General features: G+C 60.2%; 20 protein-coding genes and 1 tRNA gene. 13 read left to right on the top strand and 8 right to left on the bottom strand.

What is annotated here, in order from left to right:
* Positions 1-91: 91 nt before the first annotated feature.
* The 6 genes from G1C94_RS04250 to G1C94_RS04275 are packed head-to-tail and all read right to left on the bottom strand — an operon-like array spanning position 92 to position 5348.
* Positions 92-709: a DUF6466 family protein gene (locus G1C94_RS04250; RefSeq protein ID WP_253902307.1), complete on the bottom strand. Its 618-nt coding sequence runs from the start codon at positions 707-709 to the stop codon at positions 92-94.
* Positions 706-1734 carry a VWA domain-containing protein gene (locus G1C94_RS04255; protein ID WP_172145084.1) on the bottom strand — a complete coding sequence of 343 codons (1029 nt, stop codon included), beginning with the start codon at positions 1732-1734 and terminating at the stop codon, positions 706-708. Before G1C94_RS04255 ends, G1C94_RS04250 begins: the two co-directional genes overlap by 4 nt.
* Positions 1731-2792 carry a vWA domain-containing protein gene (locus G1C94_RS04260; RefSeq protein WP_172145087.1) on the bottom strand — a complete coding sequence of 354 codons (1062 nt, stop codon included), beginning with the start codon at positions 2790-2792 and terminating at the stop codon, positions 1731-1733. Before G1C94_RS04260 ends, G1C94_RS04255 begins: the two co-directional genes overlap by 4 nt.
* Positions 2792-3331, bottom strand: coding sequence for a hypothetical protein (locus G1C94_RS04265; RefSeq protein WP_172145090.1), 540 nt, complete (start codon positions 3329-3331; stop codon positions 2792-2794). The genes G1C94_RS04260 and G1C94_RS04265 overlap by 1 nt, the downstream gene beginning before the upstream one ends.
* Positions 3328-4275 (bottom strand): DUF58 domain-containing protein, encoded by a 948-nt coding sequence (locus G1C94_RS04270; RefSeq protein ID WP_172145093.1) that lies wholly within the window; start codon positions 4273-4275, stop codon positions 3328-3330. Before G1C94_RS04270 ends, G1C94_RS04265 begins: the two co-directional genes overlap by 4 nt.
* Positions 4272-5348, bottom strand: a complete 1077-nt coding sequence (locus G1C94_RS04275) for an AAA family ATPase (RefSeq protein ID WP_172145096.1) — start codon at positions 5346-5348, stop codon at positions 4272-4274. The genes G1C94_RS04270 and G1C94_RS04275 overlap by 4 nt, the downstream gene beginning before the upstream one ends.
* Positions 5349-5538: 190 nt before the next feature.
* Between G1C94_RS04275 and G1C94_RS04280 the strand changes: the two genes are divergently transcribed.
* Both G1C94_RS04280 and G1C94_RS04285 read left to right on the top strand, forming a co-directional pair.
* Positions 5539-6066, top strand: a complete 528-nt coding sequence (locus G1C94_RS04280) for a helix-turn-helix domain-containing protein (RefSeq protein ID WP_172145099.1) — start codon at positions 5539-5541, stop codon at positions 6064-6066.
* Complete coding sequence (locus G1C94_RS04285) at positions 6057-6611, top strand: hypothetical protein (protein ID WP_172145102.1); 555 nt, start codon at positions 6057-6059, stop codon at positions 6609-6611. The genes G1C94_RS04280 and G1C94_RS04285 overlap by 10 nt, the downstream gene beginning before the upstream one ends.
* Before the next feature lie 91 nt (positions 6612-6702).
* Here G1C94_RS04285 and G1C94_RS04290 read toward each other — a convergent pair whose 3' ends face one another.
* Positions 6703-8526 (bottom strand): AMP-dependent synthetase/ligase, encoded by a 1824-nt coding sequence (locus G1C94_RS04290; RefSeq protein WP_172145105.1) that lies wholly within the window; start codon positions 8524-8526, stop codon positions 6703-6705.
* 289 nt (positions 8527-8815) lie between these two features.
* Here G1C94_RS04290 and pdxS point away from each other — a divergent pair, with 289 nt between their 5' ends.
* From pdxS to G1C94_RS04345, 11 genes are all read left to right on the top strand, one after another.
* The gene (pdxS, locus tag G1C94_RS04295; protein WP_172145108.1) at positions 8816-9691 is read left to right on the top strand and encodes a pyridoxal 5'-phosphate synthase lyase subunit PdxS; all 876 of its coding nucleotides are present in this window, start codon (positions 8816-8818) and stop codon (positions 9689-9691) included.
* 3 nt (positions 9692-9694) lie between these two features.
* Entirely contained in the window at positions 9695-10318 is a 624-nt protein-coding gene (pdxT, locus tag G1C94_RS04300; RefSeq protein ID WP_172145111.1) for a pyridoxal 5'-phosphate synthase glutaminase subunit PdxT, read from the top strand.
* Positions 10319-10468: 150 nt separating this feature from the next.
* Entirely contained in the window at positions 10469-10954 is a 486-nt protein-coding gene (locus tag G1C94_RS04305) for a GNAT family N-acetyltransferase (RefSeq protein WP_253902311.1), read from the top strand.
* Positions 10955-11031: 77 nt separating this feature from the next.
* A complete protein-coding gene (gene alr, locus G1C94_RS04310) occupies positions 11032-12390 on the top strand; it encodes an alanine racemase (protein WP_172145117.1) in 1359 nt (452 codons plus the stop codon).
* 28 nt (positions 12391-12418) lie between these two features.
* Positions 12419-13714 (top strand): deoxyguanosinetriphosphate triphosphohydrolase, encoded by a 1296-nt coding sequence (locus tag G1C94_RS04315; RefSeq protein ID WP_172145120.1) that lies wholly within the window; start codon positions 12419-12421, stop codon positions 13712-13714.
* A 292-nt stretch (positions 13715-14006) separates the two neighbouring features.
* Complete coding sequence (locus tag G1C94_RS04320) at positions 14007-14333, top strand: BrnT family toxin (protein ID WP_172145123.1); 327 nt, start codon at positions 14007-14009, stop codon at positions 14331-14333.
* On the top strand, positions 14326-14529 hold the full coding sequence (locus tag G1C94_RS04325) for a CopG family antitoxin (RefSeq protein WP_172145126.1): 204 nt from the start codon (positions 14326-14328) through the stop codon (positions 14527-14529). The genes G1C94_RS04320 and G1C94_RS04325 overlap by 8 nt, the downstream gene beginning before the upstream one ends.
* A gap of 71 nt (positions 14530-14600) precedes the next feature.
* Positions 14601-16673 (top strand): DNA primase, encoded by a 2073-nt coding sequence (gene dnaG, locus G1C94_RS04330; RefSeq protein WP_172145128.1) that lies wholly within the window; start codon positions 14601-14603, stop codon positions 16671-16673.
* Positions 16674-16794: 121 nt separating this feature from the next.
* Positions 16795-17973 carry an anion transporter gene (locus G1C94_RS04335; RefSeq protein ID WP_172145131.1) on the top strand — a complete coding sequence of 393 codons (1179 nt, stop codon included), beginning with the start codon at positions 16795-16797 and terminating at the stop codon, positions 17971-17973.
* A 153-nt stretch (positions 17974-18126) separates the two neighbouring features.
* Entirely contained in the window at positions 18127-18768 is a 642-nt protein-coding gene (locus G1C94_RS04340; protein WP_172145134.1) for a DUF805 domain-containing protein, read from the top strand.
* A 309-nt stretch (positions 18769-19077) separates the two neighbouring features.
* Positions 19078-19153, top strand: a tRNA-Arg gene (locus G1C94_RS04345).
* A gap of 176 nt (positions 19154-19329) precedes the next feature.
* Here the strand turns inward: G1C94_RS04345 and G1C94_RS04350 are convergent.
* Positions 19330-19809: a hypothetical protein gene (locus G1C94_RS04350; RefSeq protein ID WP_172145137.1), complete on the bottom strand. Its 480-nt coding sequence runs from the start codon at positions 19807-19809 to the stop codon at positions 19330-19332.
* Between the last annotated feature and the right edge of the window lie 476 nt (positions 19810-20285).

Genomic DNA, 20285 nt, shown 5'->3' on the forward strand with positions numbered 1-20285 from the left:
CGAAAGGCGGGTGGGACTTGTCCAGCCGAAACGGGGTATGTGGTCGAAGCCCTCCGCGTTCATCACATTTTCATCACATTTGTCTGTGGGCTCACCACGGTTTGGAGGTCTGGTTGTTCTTGGTATCGCTATTGTTCTCGTCGTTCTGTTCGGTCGAATCGGACGGGGTGGATTGCTGATTCGCCTTGAGCAGATCCTCGACCTGCTTCTTCTGCTCATCGCTTAAGGCTCCGCCACTCTTGGCATCGGCGTTCTCGCCGTTGTCGGAGGTGGTTTGCTCCCCATTGCTTTGCGCAAGACCCTTCTGCTCGACTATCTGCTGTCGGGTTCGCTCGGAAAGCTGGCGGGAGACTTCCGCGTTCGTTTCGATGGATTGCCTGAGTTGGGGCAGCAGCAGGAAACCGAAGGTGCCGGCGTTTTGGAATTGCGCGTCCGTCTGTTGCTGGGCCGCGCTCAACGCGTCGAGATCCGCGTCCTCCTTGCTCGCGGAGGCGAGGTTCAAGTTCAATGCCGCCGTTGCCTGATTGAACCGCGTGGCGGCGAGCAGATTCCATCCGGTGACTGCCGCCATGCACAACGCCACCACAGCCAGCACCACCAAGGTGATGCGCACGGCAAGCGAGGCGCGCGGGCGAACGCCTCCGCCATGCGCATTATCGCGGGCATTCCTGATGTTCCTGCCAATAGGAGGATTATCCATAGCACTCATAGCAGCCTCCTGGACAATACAGCCCCCGCGCCAATCTCCCATGCGAGCAGCACTGTCAAGGCGATGGCCAGCGGCCAGATTACCGGGGTCAGACGGGTGCGCTGCTTGGTGGTGACGGTCACCTTCCACTTGTTCGACGCTTGGGCGGAACGCCCGTTCGCCAACGTGTCGCTTTGCGAAACGAACAGCGCAGTGCCGCCCATTTCGTCGGCGAGATCCTTGATGTTGTCCTCGTCCATTGCGGAAACGCCCGGCTGGCCGGTGTCGGGATCGGTGACCCACTGCTCTTCGGTCGTCCCGTCTTTACCGGAAATGCCGTCCTGAATCAGCGGGATCTTGCCGCCCTTGGTGGAGCCGACACCCACCGCGAAAGCGTCGTTCAAGTAGCTGCGCAAGGTGGAGAAGGAACGCCGCGCCTTCGAAGATGTCTGCTCGCCATCGGTAATCAGATACAGCACGATGGCATGCTCGGGGTGCGCCTCTCGAATGGACTTGAGTGTGGTCACCAGCTGGTCGAGCGGCGCGTCCAAGGACGAGCCGGACGATACGCTTGTCGCCTCGGGCGTCAGGGTGCTCGCCCAATTGTTGATGGCCGCCTCGTCGGGCGTCAACGGCACATCCAGCGTGCCGGAAGCGCCGAAACGCAAAGCCGCAAAGCTTGAATCGGCATAGGCTTCAGTCAGGTCTTGCACCGCCTGCTTGGCCGCCTGCAATCGGGTAACCGTTTGCGCGGAACCATATTGCGCATCGGTGACGGCCATCGAGCCGGTGACATCCACGGCCACCACCACGTCGGTGTTGTTCACCGCGCGGCTCGTCGTCGCCGACGCCACGCTGGGAGTCAGTGCCATCGCGCCGATAATCAGGCAGATCAGCGTGCGCCGAACACATGACATCACGGTCTCGTCGCCGCCCTTGCCGCACGCATGGCGAACCACCGACACCACGGCGAACAGCAGCATGACGGCGGCAATCGCGCCGCCGGCCGGCCAACCCAGCGAGGGGGAGAGTGTGAATGAACTCATCGCTTCAACCTCCAAGTCAGCACCAGCCAAACCGCCGCAATCAAAGCCAGGACAGGAACCCACCATGTGGGATCGTCCACCATCGCGGCCCGGGAGGTTTGGTGGCTTTCCTTGTCGCGCCGTTTGTCGATGTTGCGCACCAACTCGCTGACACTGCCGCCGTCCGACTGGGTGAGAAACACGCCCTGATGCGCCTCGATGAGTTCGCGCATATTCGTGGTGGTCTCCTCGCTTTCGCTCACCTTCGGGCCGGAGAACAGGCCGTCCACGGTGATGTCGGCGGCGCTCGTCAGGTCAAGCGCCTGCTCGAGCGTGTAGGTGGGCGTGCCCGACACCACATTGTCGGTGGCGAGCACGATGGACGCCGCGCGGGTGCGCTGCCCGTTCGTCTCGTCCGCGGAGCCGTAGGTGAATCCGGGCAGCATCGCCGCGCAGGACACCGCACCGTCGCCAATCAGCGAAGTGGTGTCCTTGCGATTCTGCGTGCCCTCCAGCCAGTTGGCGATACGCTGGTAATCCTTGTCGCTCATCTTGTCGATGCTGTCCTGCGATTCAACGCCGGCCAGCGCATTGCTCGCCTCTTCAAGCTGCTTGGAGACCAGCTCATAGTCATCGGTCAGCGGGAATATGGTGCGCGAAGTGGAATTGAAGATGCTCATGCCGATGCGCTCGCCTTGGAAGTGGGACACCAAGCTGCGGTACGTGTCGATCACCTGACGGTCATACGGCAGAGTGGAGCCGGAAACATCAAGGCACAGCACGATGTCGCGACTCGTCGAATGTTCCTCGCTCTGATCCACTGTGGCGGGGCGCGCCATCAGTGAAATCGCCAACGCCAGCGCCACCACGAGGAGCGCAACCGCCAGCCGGTTCAGCCAGCGCCAGCGGCGAAACAGATGCGAGGCGTGTTCGGTGCCAAGATCATCATCCAGCGAGAACACGAGCAGCGCATCGTCGGGTTTGCGCCTGTTGGCCAGCGCGAGCGTCAATATGACGATTGCCAGAGCGCCCAGCACGCCGCCCAACGCCGCCCAAGGCCATTGCCAACTCAGTTGCATCAGCGTCCCCACCTTTCCACCAGCGTGGACACCCAGCCGGCCGCGTCTTCGACGCTCGCCTGGCTCGCGTGCGCATTCACCGTGCGATCCGCGAACTCGGGCGGATATAGGGCCTCGATGGTGACACGCAACAGGTCAAGTCCACTGCGAGTCGAGGGGTTTCTTGGTTCCAGGCGAATGTCGGTGAGCGTGTGCGCGCTCATATCCTGCCCGATATTCACGGACGCGAAATCGCGGCAGATGGCGGCCAGTTCGGTGAACGCCTGTTCGCTTGTCAATCCGCTGGCCTTATGGCGCAACAGCACGTCGTCGATGCGGCGTTGCCATCTTGCCCTGTCCTTATTGGGCACATGGGCGGCGTGCAGCTGGGGCTTGCTGCGGCGGGGACGGGCGAGTATGACAGCGCACGCGATCAGCGCCATCGCGGCCAGCACGCAGACGGTTAGCACGATGGTCAGGTCAGTGGTGATGTCAATCTGTTCAACAGGCTTCAGGTCGTCTGATTCCACGGCCAGTGTTGCGATTGTCGTTATGGTCATGCCGCACCTGCCTGGGTTGGAATTGGTGGGGCGGAGGCCGGGCGCACCAGATTGCGGCTTGTTCCAGCCAGTGCGCGCGACACCAGTCGCACGAACGCATCGAACACCGCTTCGGACGAATCGGCATGAATCATATGGCTTCCCGCACGCAACAACTCATGATCCAACGCCGTGGCCATATAGGCGCGATGCGTGGCGACCTCGTCGGCGGCGCGCTTGTTTGCGAAGAATGCCGGCAGACGGCGCGAACTGGTGCCATCGAACACGGCGCGCGAGCGGCATGCCTCGAAGGGATTGACCGTCGCCACGTCGATCAGCACCATCGGATGCGTGCGCGCGATAAGCCGAATCTGTTGCAAATGCTTCTTGTTCAACGCGTGCTCGTCGGTGGCCAGCACAATCAGTGTTTCGTGATCTTTGATGCGTCGAGCATAATCAAGCAATGCGTCGATATTGCGCTTATGTTCCCAGTCGCGATTCAGCGCCTTGTCCAACGTGCGCTCGAACTGGCCGAACCCGCCGTTGAACGGCACACGCGTGATACTCGACTCGTCGGCCAGCACCAGTGAAATCGTGTCGGAACGGCGCAACGACAGCACCGCGAACATGCGCAGCGCATTCGCGGCCACCTGCCACGCCGGCTCACCCGAAACGCACGAGCCGGTCATCTCACGACCCACATCAAGCAACAGCCACACGCGCGAAGTGGCCAAACGCTCACGGCGAACCACCATCGGACGGCCTTGGCGGGCGCTGGTCTTCCATTCGATCAGGCGCGCGTCGTCGCCGGGCTCATAGGCGCTCACGTCCATCAGCTCGTCGGATCCACCGGCGCGACGAGACGTATGTTCGCCCTCGATCACGCCCAGTGCCTTGGCTACAGTCGGAAGGTTCAGGCGGGTGCCCAGCACTTCGATCCTAGCCTTGATCGGATCGTCGATCATGGAACGGGAACCGCCTTGACGATACGATCAATCACTTGATCGGCGGTGACGCCATCGGCCATCGCCTCGAACGTGAGCACCAAACGATGGCGCAGCACATCGCCCACCACGGCCTTCATATCTTCGGGAACGACGTAATCGCGGCCCTTGAGCAACGCATTCGCCTGACCGATGCGCACCAGCGCAATCGAGGCGCGCGGGGAAGCGCCCAAACGCACCAGAGAGCTCAGGCCCTGCACCGGGTGCGAACCCGCACCGCGGGACGTGGCCGCAAGATCCACCGCATAACGCATGATCGCCTCGGAAACATGCACGCGCTTGGCGGCGGCGCGCAGGAACTCCACGTCACGAATCGAAATGCGCCCCTCGTTCAGTTGAGCCGGGTCGAACACGTCCGAGCCGCGGCCGGCGAGCAGGGCCAGCATGCGCTTCTCCTCATCGGCGTTCGGATAGGTCATCACGGCCTTCATCATGAAACGATCCATTTGGGCTTCGGGCAGCGTGAACGTGCCCTCTTCCTCGATGGGGTTCTGGGTGGCGATCACCATGAACGGCTTGGGCAGGGCGATGCGCTCGCCGCCGATGGTGGTGGCGCCTTCGGCCATCGCCTCAAGCATGGCCGACTGTGTTTTCGCATTGGAACGGTTGATCTCGTCGAGCAGCACGAAGTTGGCGTGGATGGGGCCGAGCCGCGTGGCGAATTTCTGCGTGGCGAAATCGAAGACCTGTGTGCCCACCAGATCGGACGGCATCAGGTCGGGCGTGCACTGCACGCGCTTGAACGTGCCGGACACCGAGGTGGCCAGCGTCTGGGCGGCGGTGGTTTTGGCCAGGCCCGGTACGGACTCGATGAGAATATGGCCGCCGGCCACCAGTGTGAGAATCAGTGCCTCGCGCAGATTGTCCTGCCCGACGAGCGTCTGGGCGAAACGCGCACGAATGCGGTCGGCCAGCGCGGCGGCCTGCTTGACGTCCTCTGCGGCCAGCGCACTTGCGGGCACGGTCAGGCGCATCGGCTCGGAAGTCGATTGAGGTTGCGCAGGCTGTTGTGATTGAGGTGGAAAAATAGCCATGCGCCCCACTCTAGCCAATCGCAATGACGCACAGCCCACTGCGCTATGCGAGCCGATGATCGGTTGCGAAACTTATCATGCGAACGCCGATAAATCCTATGGATAACCCTGTTCTTAATTGCGAATCCGCAGATTTCGTTTCCATGATAGACTTGCATTTATGCAAGCCGATGAGATATTGAAGGAATTGATGCGCTCGACGGGGCTGAGCGCCGCCGCCTTGGCGCGTGCCGCGAATCTTGACGAGTCCGTCGTGTCCAGGGCGTTGAACGGCAAGACGGTGCCCTCATTCAATAAAATCAGCCAAGCGGCTCGTTCGCTGGGTTATGAACTCACGCTTTCGCCCGTGGAAGAAGCCACGTTGCGTCTGATCGGTTCGTCCATGCAGGGGCTTGTGGATACGATCAATCGCTATTCCGGTTCCGCCGACCAATGGACCCACATTTCGGCGAGCATGCGGAATCTGCTGGAGTTTCCGGACAAACAGGCTTCTGATTTCGCCATGGTCACCAATGGCATGGATGCCAACTGGAGCGCGTTTCTGGCGGGGCTTTATGACTATCAGCATTGGGACAAGGGGAGGGCATCGGAGCGCGGGTTGCGTCTCGAAGAGCCATGGACGCCACTGCGCAAGATATGTCGTTCCATGACCGAGCCGGCTGAAGAGTTCGCTCGATACAACGTCATTGTGCCTGTCGGGGAGCTGTCATGGAAATGAACCGCACACAAATCATGGAATTGCTGGACGACCTCATCGAGGAGTGCTTGGGGCGCGGCATCACAGGCACGATTGCCATCTATGGCGGGACCGCCATGGCATATCACAGTCCCGGTCTGCGCACCACGCAAGATGTCGATTCCATGTTCAGACCCTACGAGACGATTCGCGATGCGGCACAATGCGTGGCGCAATGTCATCAGGTTCCCGCCGATTGGCTGAATATGCAGATTCATGACATCATGCCGCCGGTAGCGGATGACGATCCGCAGGTTTACTTCGATCGGGATGGGTTGCGTGTCACTTTTGCTTCCAAACCCTATTTGCTGGCTATGAAGGCCATGTCGGATAGGAGATCTCAGAAGGATCTTGACGATGCAGCCGAGCTGTTCAATCTTCTTGGGCTGGATAGTTGGATGGGTATTGACGAGCTTGTCCATCGGTATTATGGAAGGGGTTCAGCCGGGGCGCAGGAGCTGTTCTTTGAGGACATCGAGGATCGCGCCTTGGAAATGAGGAGAGAGGCTTCTTCTGGACGGCAGTGAGGGACTTTGGATTGTTGTGAAACTGAAACCCGTCACCGGCAGTCAATTCCGGTGACGGGTTTCAATCCTTATGTCGGTGGGTTTAAGGGGATTAGCGCTTGGTGTTGTAGATTTCGCGGTTGATTTCGGTGGCGAAGACGCGGTTGACGGCGGGACGCACCACTTTCAGGGAAGGTGTCAGGCATTTGTTGTCCTGTGTGAACTGCTCGGGCAGCACTGCGAACTTGCGCACCGATTCGGCGCGGGACACCGTGGCGTTGGCCTTGCTCACATAAGCCTGGATTTCCAGTAGCACCGCCTCATTCGTCGTCAGCTGCTGCACCGGGGTGTCGGCGGGCAGACCGTGCGCAGGCAGCCACACGGCCAATGCCTCCGGGTCAAGCGTCACCAGCGCGCCGATGAACGGGCGCTGGTCGCCCACCACCACGGCATGTTCGACGATGGGGCACTTGGAGATCTCCTCCTCCAACGGAATGGGCGAAACGTTCTTGCCGCCCGCGGTGATGATGATGTCCTTGCTGCGCCCGGTGATGGTGATGCGACCCGCGTCGTCGATGCTCGCCAGATCTCCGGTTTTGAGCCACCCGTCCTGAGTGAATGCCTCGGCCGTCTGCTCGGGCAGATTGTGATAGCCCCGGAACACGTTCGGCCCCTTGACCTGCAATTCGCCGGCGTCGTCGATGCGCACCGACGAGCCGGGCGCGGGCTGGCCCACGGTGCCGATCACATTGTCCCCCACACGCGTGGCCGCGAACGGGGCGGCGGTTTCCGTCATGCCATACCCCTGAATCATCGGCAGACCGATGCCATTATAGAAATGCGCCAAATCAAGCGACAGCGGGGCGCCGCCACACGCCACAAACCGAATCTTCGGGCCTAAAGCCCCGCGCACCGCGCGATACACCAGAGCATCATATTTCGCATGATCCGCAATCTGCGCGAACGTATGTTTCTTGCCGGCCTGCTCCTCGCGACTCCAAACGCGCGCGGCTTCGGCGGCCTTGAGGAACAAGCGACCCTTGAAGCCCATGCCGGCCTTGTGTGAGGCGGCGTTATAGACCTTCTCGAACACGCGCGGCACGCCCAGCAAATACGTCGGCTCGAAACTGCGCAGATCAGGCAACAGCGACTTGGTGTCGGGCAGATAACCCACCACGCCGTCGTCGGAGGCAATCGAAGCGTATTGGATGAACCGTGCGAAACAATGGGCGAGCGGCAGGAACAGCAGCAAACGAGGGTGATCATCGAGAATCACCTCATGCAGCGCCTGACTGGCCGCGAGAGTGATGCTCACGAAATTGCGGTGGGTGAGCTCCACGCCTTTCGGATTGCCGGTGGAACCAGAAGTATAGACGATGGTGGCCAAATCCTCGATGCCCACCGAAGCGATGCGCTCATGCAACTCCTCGTCCGAGACGACCACGCCAAGCCCTTCGAGCGCGCCCAAAGCGTTGCCGTCGATCATCAGGATTTGCTTGAGCGCGGGGCAACGGTCCTTGACCGAATCAAGGCGGTCGTAGCGTTCGCGGTTGTCGGCGAAGGCGAGTTTGACGGATGCGTCGTTCAGGATGCGTTGCGCCTGGGATGCCGAATCGGTGTCGTAAATCGGCACACTGACGGCACCGATGGCAGCCAGAGCGAAATCGATCACGCCCCATTCGATGCGCGTGGCTGAAAACAGCGTCACCGCTTCGCCTTTGGCGATACCCAGCGCAATCAGACCTTTCGCAGCCACGATGACTTGGCGGTGGAACTGGCCTGCGGTCACGTTCTGCCAACGGCCCGGGCCGAGCTTCTTCGCGGCGATTACCGTATCTTCGCCGGTGCGGGCGATGCGGTCGTTGAGCAGGGAATAAATGGTTTGGCTGCACTCAAGTTCGATGGAGGAGCCGGGCGTGGTGTATTCGGTCAGCATGAGATCCGTATTCTTTCGTTGCGTTTGACTTATTGGGTGGCACCCATCGGGCACGCCGTTTCCAAAATTACGCCAACGCGAGGAAAGGGACATTGTGGGCCGCGTCAAAATCGGAGCCGTGATTTTGTGCGCGGCGCGCAAAACCGGTATTCGCGCGCGTTTGAACCGGTGATAGAGTTTCGCTATTGCCGCCGCGAACTACAATGTGGTCGTGGCGCATGTTGCGGGGTGTCGTGCCCGTAGCATGGTGGAAGGTAATCATTCGCACAGGAATTGTGAGGAACGACAAGTGGCCGAGAATCGTAATGAGCTGAACAAGAATCTTGCCCAGATGCTCAAGGGCGGTGTCATCATGGACGTGACGACACCCGAGCAGGCGCATATCGCCGAAGACGCGGGCGCGTGCGCGGTGATGGCATTGGAGCGTATTCCCGCCGACATTCGTGCGGCCGGCGGCGTCAGCCGCATGAGCGATCCGGCTATGATTCGCGGCATTCAGGAGGCTGTGTCCATTCCGGTGATGGCGAAGGTGCGTATCGGCCATATCGCTGAGGCTCGCATTCTGCAGGCCATCGACATCGACTATATCGACGAATCCGAAGTGCTTTCGCCAGCGGACGATGTGTATCACATCAACAAGAACCAGTTCGACGTGCCGTTCGTGTGCGGCGCGAAGAACCTGGGCGAGGCGCTGCGCCGCATCGCCGAAGGCGCGGCCATGATCCGCACCAAGGGCGAGCCGGGCACTGGTGACGTGATTCAGGCCGTGCGCCACATGCGTACGATGAACAAGCAGATCCGCGAACTTCAGGCCTTGCGCGACGACGAGGTGTATGAGGCGGCCAAGCAGCTGGCCGTGCCTTACGACTTGGCCAAATACGTGCACGACAACGGCCGCTTGCCTGTGGTGAACTTCGCCGCCGGCGGCGTGGCCACCCCGGCCGATGCCGCGTTGATGATGGAACTGGGTGCCGAGGGCGTGTTCGTCGGCTCGGGCATCTTCAAGTCCGGCGACCCGGCCAAGCGCGCCGCCGCCATCGTCAAAGCCACCGCCAACTGGCAGGACGCCGACCTGCTGGCCGAGCTGTCCGCCAACCTGGGCGAGGCCATGGTCGGCATCAACGAGGACGAAATCGAAACCATCATGGCCGCGCGCGGTGAGTGACCTATGGTTGTTGCCGTCCAATACATTTCCAAGGAACATTCCGAGGACGTCGAGGCCGCACGCCATGGCGTGACGGGCATTCTCGCCGTGCAGGGTGCCTTCGCGGAGCATGCCGCCATGCTCGACAAGCTCGGCGCGCCATGGAAGCTGTTGCGCGCCGCCGAGGACTTCGACGAATCCGTCGACCGCGTGATCCTGCCCGGTGGCGAATCCACCACCCAAGGCAAGCTCCTGCGCTCCACTGGCTTGTTCGAGCCGATCACCGCGCATATCGCCGCCGGCAAGCCGGTGCTCGGCACCTGCGCTGGCATGATCCTCTTGGCCAGTAAGCTTGACAACGACCCCAATGTGTATTTCGGCGCGCTCGACGCCGTGGTGCGCCGTAACGCCTATGGCCGCCAGCTCGGCAGTTTCGCCGCCACCGCCGATTTCGGTCAGAGCATCAAAGACTTCCCGCTGGTGTTCATCCGCGGGCCGTTCGTTGTGTCGGTGGGAGCCAAGGCCAGCGTCGAAACCGAGGTGAACGGCCATGCGGTCGGGTTGCGCCAAGGCAACATCCTCGCCACCGCGTTCCACCCCGAACTCACCGACGACTCCCGCATCCACGAGCTGTTTTTGGGTCTATAACCCTACCGCTTATCGATCCCGTTGTGCCCCCACAGTGGTAGGTTTGGCCGTCGGTAACTGTTGAGCCAGCCGAATCGGGAAGGTGTTGTCGTGACAAGCGCAGCAAGCAATGAGCGCAAAGCGTCCACGCGGCGCTTTCGCCACGCCACCATGCGCGATTTGGCGCAGATACAGGCGAATTACCAGCGTGCCCGTGAGCTGATGGCCGCCAATGGCAATCCGACCCAGTGGGGGCATGAGTTCCCGCGTGAAGCGGTGGTGCGCGACGACATCGCCAATCAACGCACCATGCTGCTTGTCGATACCAAGGACGGTCGGGAACGCATCTTGGCCCAATTCGCGGTGTGCCCCGGTGAAGATCCCACATATCAGACCATCGACGGGGCGTGGCTCGACAACGACGGCTACGTGACGATCCACCGCATCGCCTCATCCGGTTTGGTGCGCCACGCCGCGCGCGAATGCATCAAGTGGGCGCTGCAGCATTACGGCAACGTGCGCGCCGACACCCATCCCAACAACAAAGCCATGCAGCATGTGCTCGAATCGAGCGGGTTCGCCCGCTGCGGGCTGATTGAGCTGATCGACCGCCCGACGGACACCACGCGCATCGCCTACCAGCGCCACGAATGGTAGGTTTTTGGCCGCGATTTGCGTCGATGCACGGCGATTCACAGCCCGTTCGTCACAATCGCGCGCGACAATAGGTGCCTATGAGCATGAACGCAGCACCGGACATCGACTTCTCATCCGAACAAGGCAAAGCCAACTATGAGGCCGCGCGTCGCCAATACCCAGCGCAGGCCATCGTCGATTTGAGGGCGCTGCGCGACAACATGCGCCACCTTGTCGACATGGTTGGCGGCTCTGATTCGCCCACCGCTGTGATGGGTGTGGTGAAGGCCGACGCCTATGGGCATGGCTTGTTACCCGCGGCGCTCGCGGCCTTGGCCGGCGGCGCGACTTGGCTGGGCACCGCCCAATCGCATGAGGCGCTGTTGTTGCGCCGCCTTGGCATTGGGGCTGATCGTTGCCGCATACTGACGTGGGTGTACAACGGCACCGCCGCGCCGTTCGACGAGCTGATCGACAACGACATCGATGTGTCAGTCGGCTCCCTGCCTGGCATCGACGCCGTGGCCGCGGCGGCTCGTGAACTGGGCAAGCCGGCGCGCGTGCATGTCAAAGTCGACTCCGGCTTCGGGCGCAACGGTTTCACTCCTGAAGGTTTTGAGGCCGCACTCGCCAAACTCGTTGCGCTGGGGAAGGAGGGCACCATCGAAATCGTCGGCCAATGGAGCCATCTGGCGGTAGCCGACAGCCCCGACGTCCCCGAGTTCGTGGCCTCCACCCAGCGGCAGATCGACAATTTCAATGAATTCACCAAGCGTATGGAACAGGCCGGCATTCCGCCCAAGATTCGCCACCTGGCCAACACCGCCGCCACACTCGACCGCCCCGAAATTCATTTCGACCTCACCCGCCCGGGCATCGGGCTGTATGGATACGAACCGGATCCGGCGATGGGCACGCCGTCCAAATACGGCCTCAAACCGGCCATGCGTCTGGTGGCGCAGTTGGGCACTGTCAAGGGTGTCGAAGTCGGCCACGGCATTTCCTATGGGCGCACCTATCTGACCGAGGAAGGCACCTCCACGGCCATCGTGCCGCTCGGTTACGCCGACGGCATCCACCGCTCCGCCTCCGGCTTCAACATCGACGGCGCCAAGCATGTCAGCAAGCCCGGTGGCCCGGTGCGTGTGATGACCAAGCAGGGACCGAAGGTATTCCATGTGTCGGGGCGCGTGTGCATGGATCAGTTCATTCTCGACCTGCACGGCTCGGCCGCCGAACTTGGCGTTGCTGAAGGCGATACCGTGCTGCTGTTCGGTCCCGGGCGCGGCGAAGAGTTCGGCGAGCCGACCGCCGATGATTGGGCAAGAGCCGCCGGCACCATCAGTTATGAAGTCTTCACCTGTCTGCGCAACCGCATCCCGCGCCTGTACGAGCACGCCCCCGAAGTGCTGGATGCCAGCGACTTGGCCAAACTCGACCCGGCAAGTGTGTTGTAAGGCCGTTGCAGGTAGGTAAGCTGAAAGCATGGAAACCACGCGCGACGGCGAGATCGTATTGAGTTCTCAAGGATATAGTTCCCTCGACGAGGAGCGTTGGGCACCCGAACCTCCCAAATCCAAGACTCGCACCGCGTTCGAGCGTGACCGCGCCCGGCTCATCCACTCGTCGGCGTTGCGCAGGCTCGGTGCCAAAAGCCAAGTGTTGGTCGCCGGCACCGACGATTTTGCGCGAACCCGCCTCACCCACACACTGGAAGTCGCGCAGATCGGCCGTCAGATTGCCGCCATGCTCGGATGCGACCCGGACGTGGTCGACTGCGCCTGCCTCGCCCACGACCTCGGGCACCCGCCGTTCGGGCACAACGGCGAGAAAGCGCTGGCCGGCATCGCCGCCAATATCGGAGGGTTCGAGGGCAATGCGCAAACCCTGCGCATCCTGACCCGTTTGGAACCGAAGGTGTTCTTTTCCGACGGGCGTTCCGCCGGCGTGAACCTCACGCGCGCCTCGCTGGACGCGGCCGTCAAATACCCGTGGACCAAGGCCGAAGCCGTACGGTATCCCAAAGGGGCGAACGGCAAGAAGTTCTGCGTTTATCCGGACGACGAGCCGGTGTTCCGCTGGCTGAAGGTCGGCTGCACCGCCGAGACCAGCGCCACCAAGCCGATGGAATGCCAAATCATGGATCTGTCCGACGACATCGCCTATTCGGTGCATGATGTGGAGGATTCCATCGCCACCGGCGCATTCGATCCGATGGTGCTCGCCGACCCGCGCATCATCGACGGGCTGGTGGAGATAACCCGCCAATGGTATGGCGCGGCATGGGATGCTGACGAACTGGTGTCCACCTATGAGCGCATGCGCCGCGAGCGTCTGTTCCCCGAGCATTTCAACGGTTCGAGGCAAGCGCTGGCACAGTTGAAGAACATCACATCCGATCTGATCGGACGCTTCTGCAGGTCGGTGGAGACCGCCACGCGCGAGCGGTATGGTTCCGGCCCGCTGACGCGATACAGCGCCAGCATTGTCGTTCCCGAGCGGACGGGCTATGAGATCGTGGCGTTGAAGGGCATCGCCACCTATTTCGTCATGGTGCCGCGCGAGCGTGAGCCGCTGCATCAGGAGGAGCTCAAGATCGTCGAGGACTTGGTCGACGTGTTCATGGCCAATAGTCCTGCTCCCTCCGATGCGCTGGAAAGCCAGTTCTTGGCCGATTGGAACGAATGCACCAACGACGACGAGCGTCTGCGCGTCGCCATCGACCAGGTTGCGTCCCTGACCGACGGTTCCGCCTTGGCTCTCCACTCCATCCTGTGCTGATTGATGCTGATTGACCTTGGGGCAATGCCGACATGGTGCCGGTATGCCGTCGGTGCCAAGGTTCGTGCGACCTGTCCATATACTCTGCGTGCGCGGCCGGCGCGAGGCGGCTGAATGTGAACAACATTGTGGACGACACGCCGGGGTGTGCATAACCCACCGGGGCTCTGTACACATTGCCCGTTCCGCCTTGCGCCTTGGTATTACTGCGTTTCATCATGGTGACGAGCCGTTCGACGATGAGCGAATCGCCCCGATTCCCATCCCAAGCAGCAAAGGATATTGATTAAGTATGTATAATAGCAATACAGCAACAACTACAGATGAGATCCGCTTCGCGTGGGATCCATGGAAAGCCGAGAGGAACGTTGCCAAACATTGCATCGACTTCGAGGAATCCAGCACGGTGTTCTACGACCCGCACGCCAAGGTCATCCCAGACCCGGAGCATTCGTGGGACGAGGAGCGGTTCATCATTCTGGGCATGAGCTGGAAGGCGTATCTGTTGGTCGTATGCCACTGCTACCGCGAAAGCGAGGGTGTCATACGCATCATTTCCGCCCGCAAAGCCACGAAAACCGAAAGTCGCATATATAACCAAAGGAGGAATCATGCTTGAGGAATACGATTTCAGCAAGGGCAAGGCCAACCCCTACGAAAAAAAGCTGCGCAAGGCCGTCACCATGCGCCTGGATGTGGACACCATCGACTATTTCAAGGCGTTGGCCGAGCAGACGGGCATTCCATACCAGAACCTGATCAACCTCTATCTTGCGCAATGCGCACGTGAGAAGAAAACATTGGAGTTCGTGTAGATGAAGCTCGGGTGGTCGCGTCGGCGGGCTGATCGGCGCCCGGCCAACCCGCGCGTGTAAGCTGGTGGATTATGCCGGGAATGATTCTGAAAGAGGACGTGGAAAAGGTTCGCGCCGCCGCGGACTTGTATGACATCGTATCCGCGTCCGTCTCTCTCAAGCCCTCCGGCACCGGCACGTTCATGGGACTTTGCCCATTCCACGACGAAAAAACCGGCAGTTTCAACGTGCGCCCGGCACTCGGAGTGTGGCATTGTTTCGGCTGCGGGCTGGGCGGCGACGTGTTCAAATACGTCGAACAGCAGGAGAACATCGACTTTCGCGAGGCCGTGGAACTGCTGGCCGACAAATACCACATCGAGCTGCACTACGAGCAGTCCAGCTCCGGCAAGACAGAGCATTCCGGCTCCAAGCGCGCGCGTCTGCTGGAGGCGAACGAGGAGGCGCAGCGCTTTTTCGTCAGCCAGATCATGACCAAAGAGGCACTTGCCGCACGCAAGCTGCTGGGCGGGCGCACGTTTAGCCAAGCCGATTGCGAACGTTTCGGATGTGGCTACGCACCGCAAGGCTGGGACAATCTGGTGCGCCACTTGGCCTCCAAAGGCTTCACCCAGCAGGAAATGCTCGACGCGGGGCTGGCCCGCCAAGGACAGCGCGGCATTTACGACTATTTCCGCGGGCGCGTGACTTGGCCGATCCGCGATTCGACGGGCCGCACGCTCGGATTCGGCGCGCGAAAGCTCTATGACGACGACCAAATCGCCGCGAAATACATCAACACCCCCGACACGCAGCTGTATCACAAGAACCAGGTGCTCTATGGCATCGACTTGGCCAAAGCCGCCATCGTCAAGAAGCGTCAGGTGGTGATCGTCGAGGGATACACCGACGTGATGGCCATGCACTTGGCCGGCGTTGACACCGCCATTGCGACCTGTGGCACCGCGTTTGGCGCCGAACATGCCAAAATCGTGCGTCGCTTGATTTCCGACGATTCGCTTGGCGCGGTGCAACTGATCGGGCCGCAAAAAGTGAACGGTCAGGCGTTGAGTTCTCGCGTCGTGTTCACATTCGATGGCGATGCCGCCGGTCAAAAGGCCGCGCTCCATGCCTTTGGGCTTGATTCCGCGTTTCTGTCGCAGACCTTCGTCGCCGTGGCGGAAAACAACCTCGACCCGTGCGACTTGAGGATTGAGCGCGGCGATGAGGCGGTGCGTTCGCTGATATTGCGCGCCAAGCCGCTGTATGATTTCGTCATCGACGCGGCGATCAACCGTTTCGACACCTCCTATTCCACCGGCCAGATGGGCGCGGTGAAGGCTGTCGCGCCGCTGATTGCGCAGATCCGCGATCGTTCCCTGTTCGATTTGTACACGCGCAAGGCCACCAGGCGCATCGGCGTCGATCTTGACATCATGCGCCGCGAAGTGAACGCCACGCGCCGCAACCTGCATGTACGTGACGAAGACGCATACGCGCCCAAACGTCGTTTCGCGGTTCCCCAGCACGAAGACAAAGCCGTCGGCCCGGTGGAGCGTCGCGCAATCGAGCGTCGTGACGCCGCCGAACAGACGTATTACAAAATCGACGACGCGGTGTTCATCACCGAGCAGCAGTTCATGGCCACAATGATTCAGATTCCGCGCGCCATCAACCCCGAATGGTACGGGCAACTGGTGCCTGGCCATTTCACGGTACCGGTGTTCCGCACGCTGTTCCAGGCGGTGACGGTTGCCGGGGGCCTGCCTGCCGCCGACACCACGCAGGGGTTGTGGATGCACAACCTCACCAAGGCCGCAGGTCCATTGCTCGAACCCGTGATCAACGAACTCGCCGTCATGCCACTTCCCTTGCCGACTGACGAGCGAAGCAAAGACGACTCCTCGGCGGGCGCCAACGGCAACGGCGGCCAGCCCACGGGCAATCAAAACGCTCAGGTCACCAAGGCCGAGCGGCAATACGCCTCCGAACTGCTCGTCAAACTGCTCGATGTGGGGCTGCTGCGTCGCATCGAGTCCGCCAAACGCCGCATGGCGCAGATGCCGGACGGCGAGGAGAAAATCGCCCAGCTTGGCGAAATCACCAAGATGGAAACCTCGCGCAAGGATTTGCAATCGCGCGTATACGGCAACGCCCTAGGCTGATTGTTGATTGGTTCCGACACAGCGGCGCGCGTGACCCCCCCGTCGCGGCGCGGCCTATCCGCCCTCCACGTAAAATGAAACAGCTGCACAATGAAGAATAACGGTTCGTGGGAGGAGAAGGATGCGACGCTGGCTGCTGAAGCTGCTCAAAAGCGAAACCATCCTTATCGTCGCGTCGGTTCTGGCGCTGGTCTCCTGCTTCATCGTGCCTCCTGACGCCGAATACCGCTCCTACATTCACGTCAACACCATCACCCAGCTATGCTGTCTGATGATCGTGGTGTGCGGTCTGCAACGCATCGGCGTGTTCCGCGTCATCGGCTCGCGCCTGCTACAGCACGCCAGCACGGCGCGCAATCTGGTCATCATTCTGGTGGCGCTCACGTTCTTCTCGGCCATGCTGATCACCAATGACGTGGCGCTGGTCACTTTCGTGCCGTTCGCTGCGGCCGTGCTCATCATGGCGAACATGAGCGAGCGAGTGGTGCTGGTGGTCACGCTGATGACCATCGGTGCGAATGTGGGCAGTATGCTGACCCCCATCGGTAACGCGCACAACCTGTATCTCAAAGCGCTCACCGGCATGTCGAGTCTTGAAATGATTTCCATCATGGCGCCCTACACCACTGCGGCCGCCGTACTGCTGCTGATTGTCATCGCCATTGCATTCGACAAGCGCCCGGTGTCGCAACTTGAGGATTTGGAAGCCGGCGTGCTCGCGCCCGAGCCCGACAAACCCCACCCCGACGAAATCCGCATCACCGGTTACGGCGCGGGCTACGGCGGCTGGCGTACCATCGTCTACGCTTTGCTGTTCATCGTCTGTTTGCTCGCCGTGTCCAATTTCATCCCGCTGTGGGTGATGTGCGTGGTGGTCGTCGTGACGTTCCTGTTCACCGACCGGCGCGTGTTCAAGCATGTCGATTGGGGACTGCCGCTCACGTTCTGCATGTTCTTCATTTTCATCGGCAATATGAAGCGCGTGCCGGAGTTTTACGCGCTCGCCCAGTCGCTGGTCGGCGGACATCCTCTTGAGGTGGCTGTCGCTTCCAGCCAGGTGATCAGCAACGTGCCCACCACGCTTTTGCTGTCCGGTTTTTGCGACCAGTGGAAGCCGCTGATCATCGGCACCAATCTCGGTGGCATGGGCACCCTGATTGCCTCCATGGCCTCGCTGATTTCCTATAAGAACGTCGTGCGTCAGTATCCCGACAAGAAAGGGCGCTATTTGGCCGTATACAGTGCCGTCAACGTGCTGTTCCTCGTGGTGTTGCTGGCGTTGAGCTGGATTATCGGCTGAATCGAGTCGTTTGCGCGGTGTTTGGCAGTCGGTTTGCCTCCTGATCGCCGTTCGCGGGGCTTCTTGTTGTCAGGCGTCCGGGGTATTTTGGTGTATTTGGTTTGCATAGTCGCATTCCTCACATGTCAAGTTTGAGAGAAAGTAGAATCCATCATGACCGCTCCCATGCCTCCTCAGGGTGCCCCTGTTGCGCCTTCCACCGGTGCCGTTGCCGCGGAACCGACCTTGAACCAGCCGTATCTCGGCATTTCCTTCGGCGGCGCAGTCTCCCGTTTCTTCAAGAAGTATGCGACTTTCTCCGGCCGCGCTTCCCGTTCCGAGTTCTGGTGGGCGACGCTGTTCTGCTTCATCGTCGGCGTTGTGCTGAACATCATTATCGGGTTTGCGCCCGCGGTCTCTTTCCTGAGTGGCATTTGGAGTCTTGCGATTCTTATCCCGACGCTTGCGCTGTATGTGCGCCGTCTGCATGATTCCAACAAGTCCGGCGCGCTTATTCTTCTGCCGTACGGCTTGGGCATCGTCAGCAGTATTCTGACCATCGTTGGCGTGATCCAGTTCGCTCAGGGCATCGCGGACGCCTTGGGCGTTGATCTTTCGCAAGTCGTCACGACTACTCGGCAATTGGGCGAGGGAGAGCTGGAAAACATATTGCATAACCTCATTAATTCCGGTCAGTTCACCAGCAGCGTCGTCCTGCTGGTGATTTCCATTCTGCTGGCCATTGTCGCCTGCATCTTCTGGCTCGTGTTCGCACTGCCCGACAGCAAGCCGGAAGGCGCGCGCTTCGACAAGTGAGTGCCGGCGCGGCCATAAACGATGCAAAGGGTGTGGCTCGTTTCGGCGGGTTGCGCCCTTTTTTACCTACCAGCCACTATGATGGTTCAAGTTTGGCCCCGTAGCTCAGCTGGATAGAGCATGTGACTTCTAATTCCAAGTTCTTTCAATTTGCCATCTCTCGGATGAAAGCCGATTACGCTTACTGTTATAAGGGTTTTGGCGTATCGATAAGACTGTTTCATGGCGTGCGTCAAATGTTGTTTGCCACATATCTGTACCATATTTTTCCGCAGATAATCCAAACCGTATGCAATACTGGCCTATTGCGCCCCGGTAGCTCAGCGGATAGAGCAACATCCTTCTAAGTTGGAGGTCGCCGGTTCGATTCCGGCTCGGGGCACCAGCCGCGATGTGACAGCGGGTGCAAGCCCGCATGCCCACTTGCGGGTCTTCCATTGCGGATCGTTTCTCGGAATCCTGAAGTGTTTTCTCTGATTCAGAGAAAACACGCTGAATCCGGAGAAAGCCCCGCCGAAGCGGGGCTGGTGACACGGGGGCGTGTCGGTTTAAGGCATCGCGCTACAGGCGCATGTGTCTGCGCACGTAGGCCTCGACCTCGGCGTTCTCGTCGGGCGTGCCGATGGTCAGCAGCCAGATCGCGTTGTTGCGTTTCTGGGGGCTGCCCTTGCGCAGGCATTTGATGAGGCCGCTTGCTTCGAGTTTTTTCGCCGTCTGGCTGAGGCGTTGTATCGCCGTGGTTTCTTTTCTTGGCACGCGAGGCTCGTTGCCGATGACTTCGATGTCGGCTGGCGTATCGGGCAATGTCATGCCGAGGTCTTGTGCCATCGCCAGCCATCCGTACTGGTAGACGCGGGGTTGTCTGCCGTCCTTTTCGGCTTGCTTGTCGAGCGGCCAATCATACGAGGATGAGGCCATCTTCATGAGCAGCGTGTACTGCATGGGATCAAAGGTCTTGGCGCTGCCCCACGTGGACAGCAGCCTTCCGTCTCTGGCGAGTTGTTCTACGAGTTTGGTGTTGCGGTATCCCACGAATCTCATCGCTTTCCCTCCATGCCTTGACGTAGAATCGATGCGTGGAGAATCTCGCTGGTTTTCCATTTCGCCCCTGAAGCTCTAGCCAGCCTCGGGGGTTTTTCGTTGTTGGTTATAAACTATAGCATACGCATAGATTAAACCTAAGTGTCTATTGTGGATGTTTGTGTTCTCACGTTATAGTTCAATCTATAAATAAACAATAGATATATACATTAGTGTCATTATTTTTCAATAGGGCGAATCGTGAATTTTCCCGGTGGAGGATAATTTTTCGACCCGGATGTAACATCGTGATTTTTCGCGCTCAAAGATTCTTGGTGGAATATTTTGCACCCGAATGCAACACGCATCGGATTAATTTTCGGGTGGCAAACTCAAACTCGGGCTTGAAACTCAAACTCGGGTTTGGAAGTCAACCCGCAGATTCTTCCCAAGCCGGACTCGACACGGCGAGACCATTTTCCTGATGCCGGGAAAAT

Origin of the sequence: Bifidobacterium panos (assembly GCF_012932445.1) — a bacterium.
In the GTDB taxonomy this organism is placed as follows: domain Bacteria; phylum Actinomycetota; class Actinomycetes; order Actinomycetales; family Bifidobacteriaceae; genus Bifidobacterium; species Bifidobacterium panos.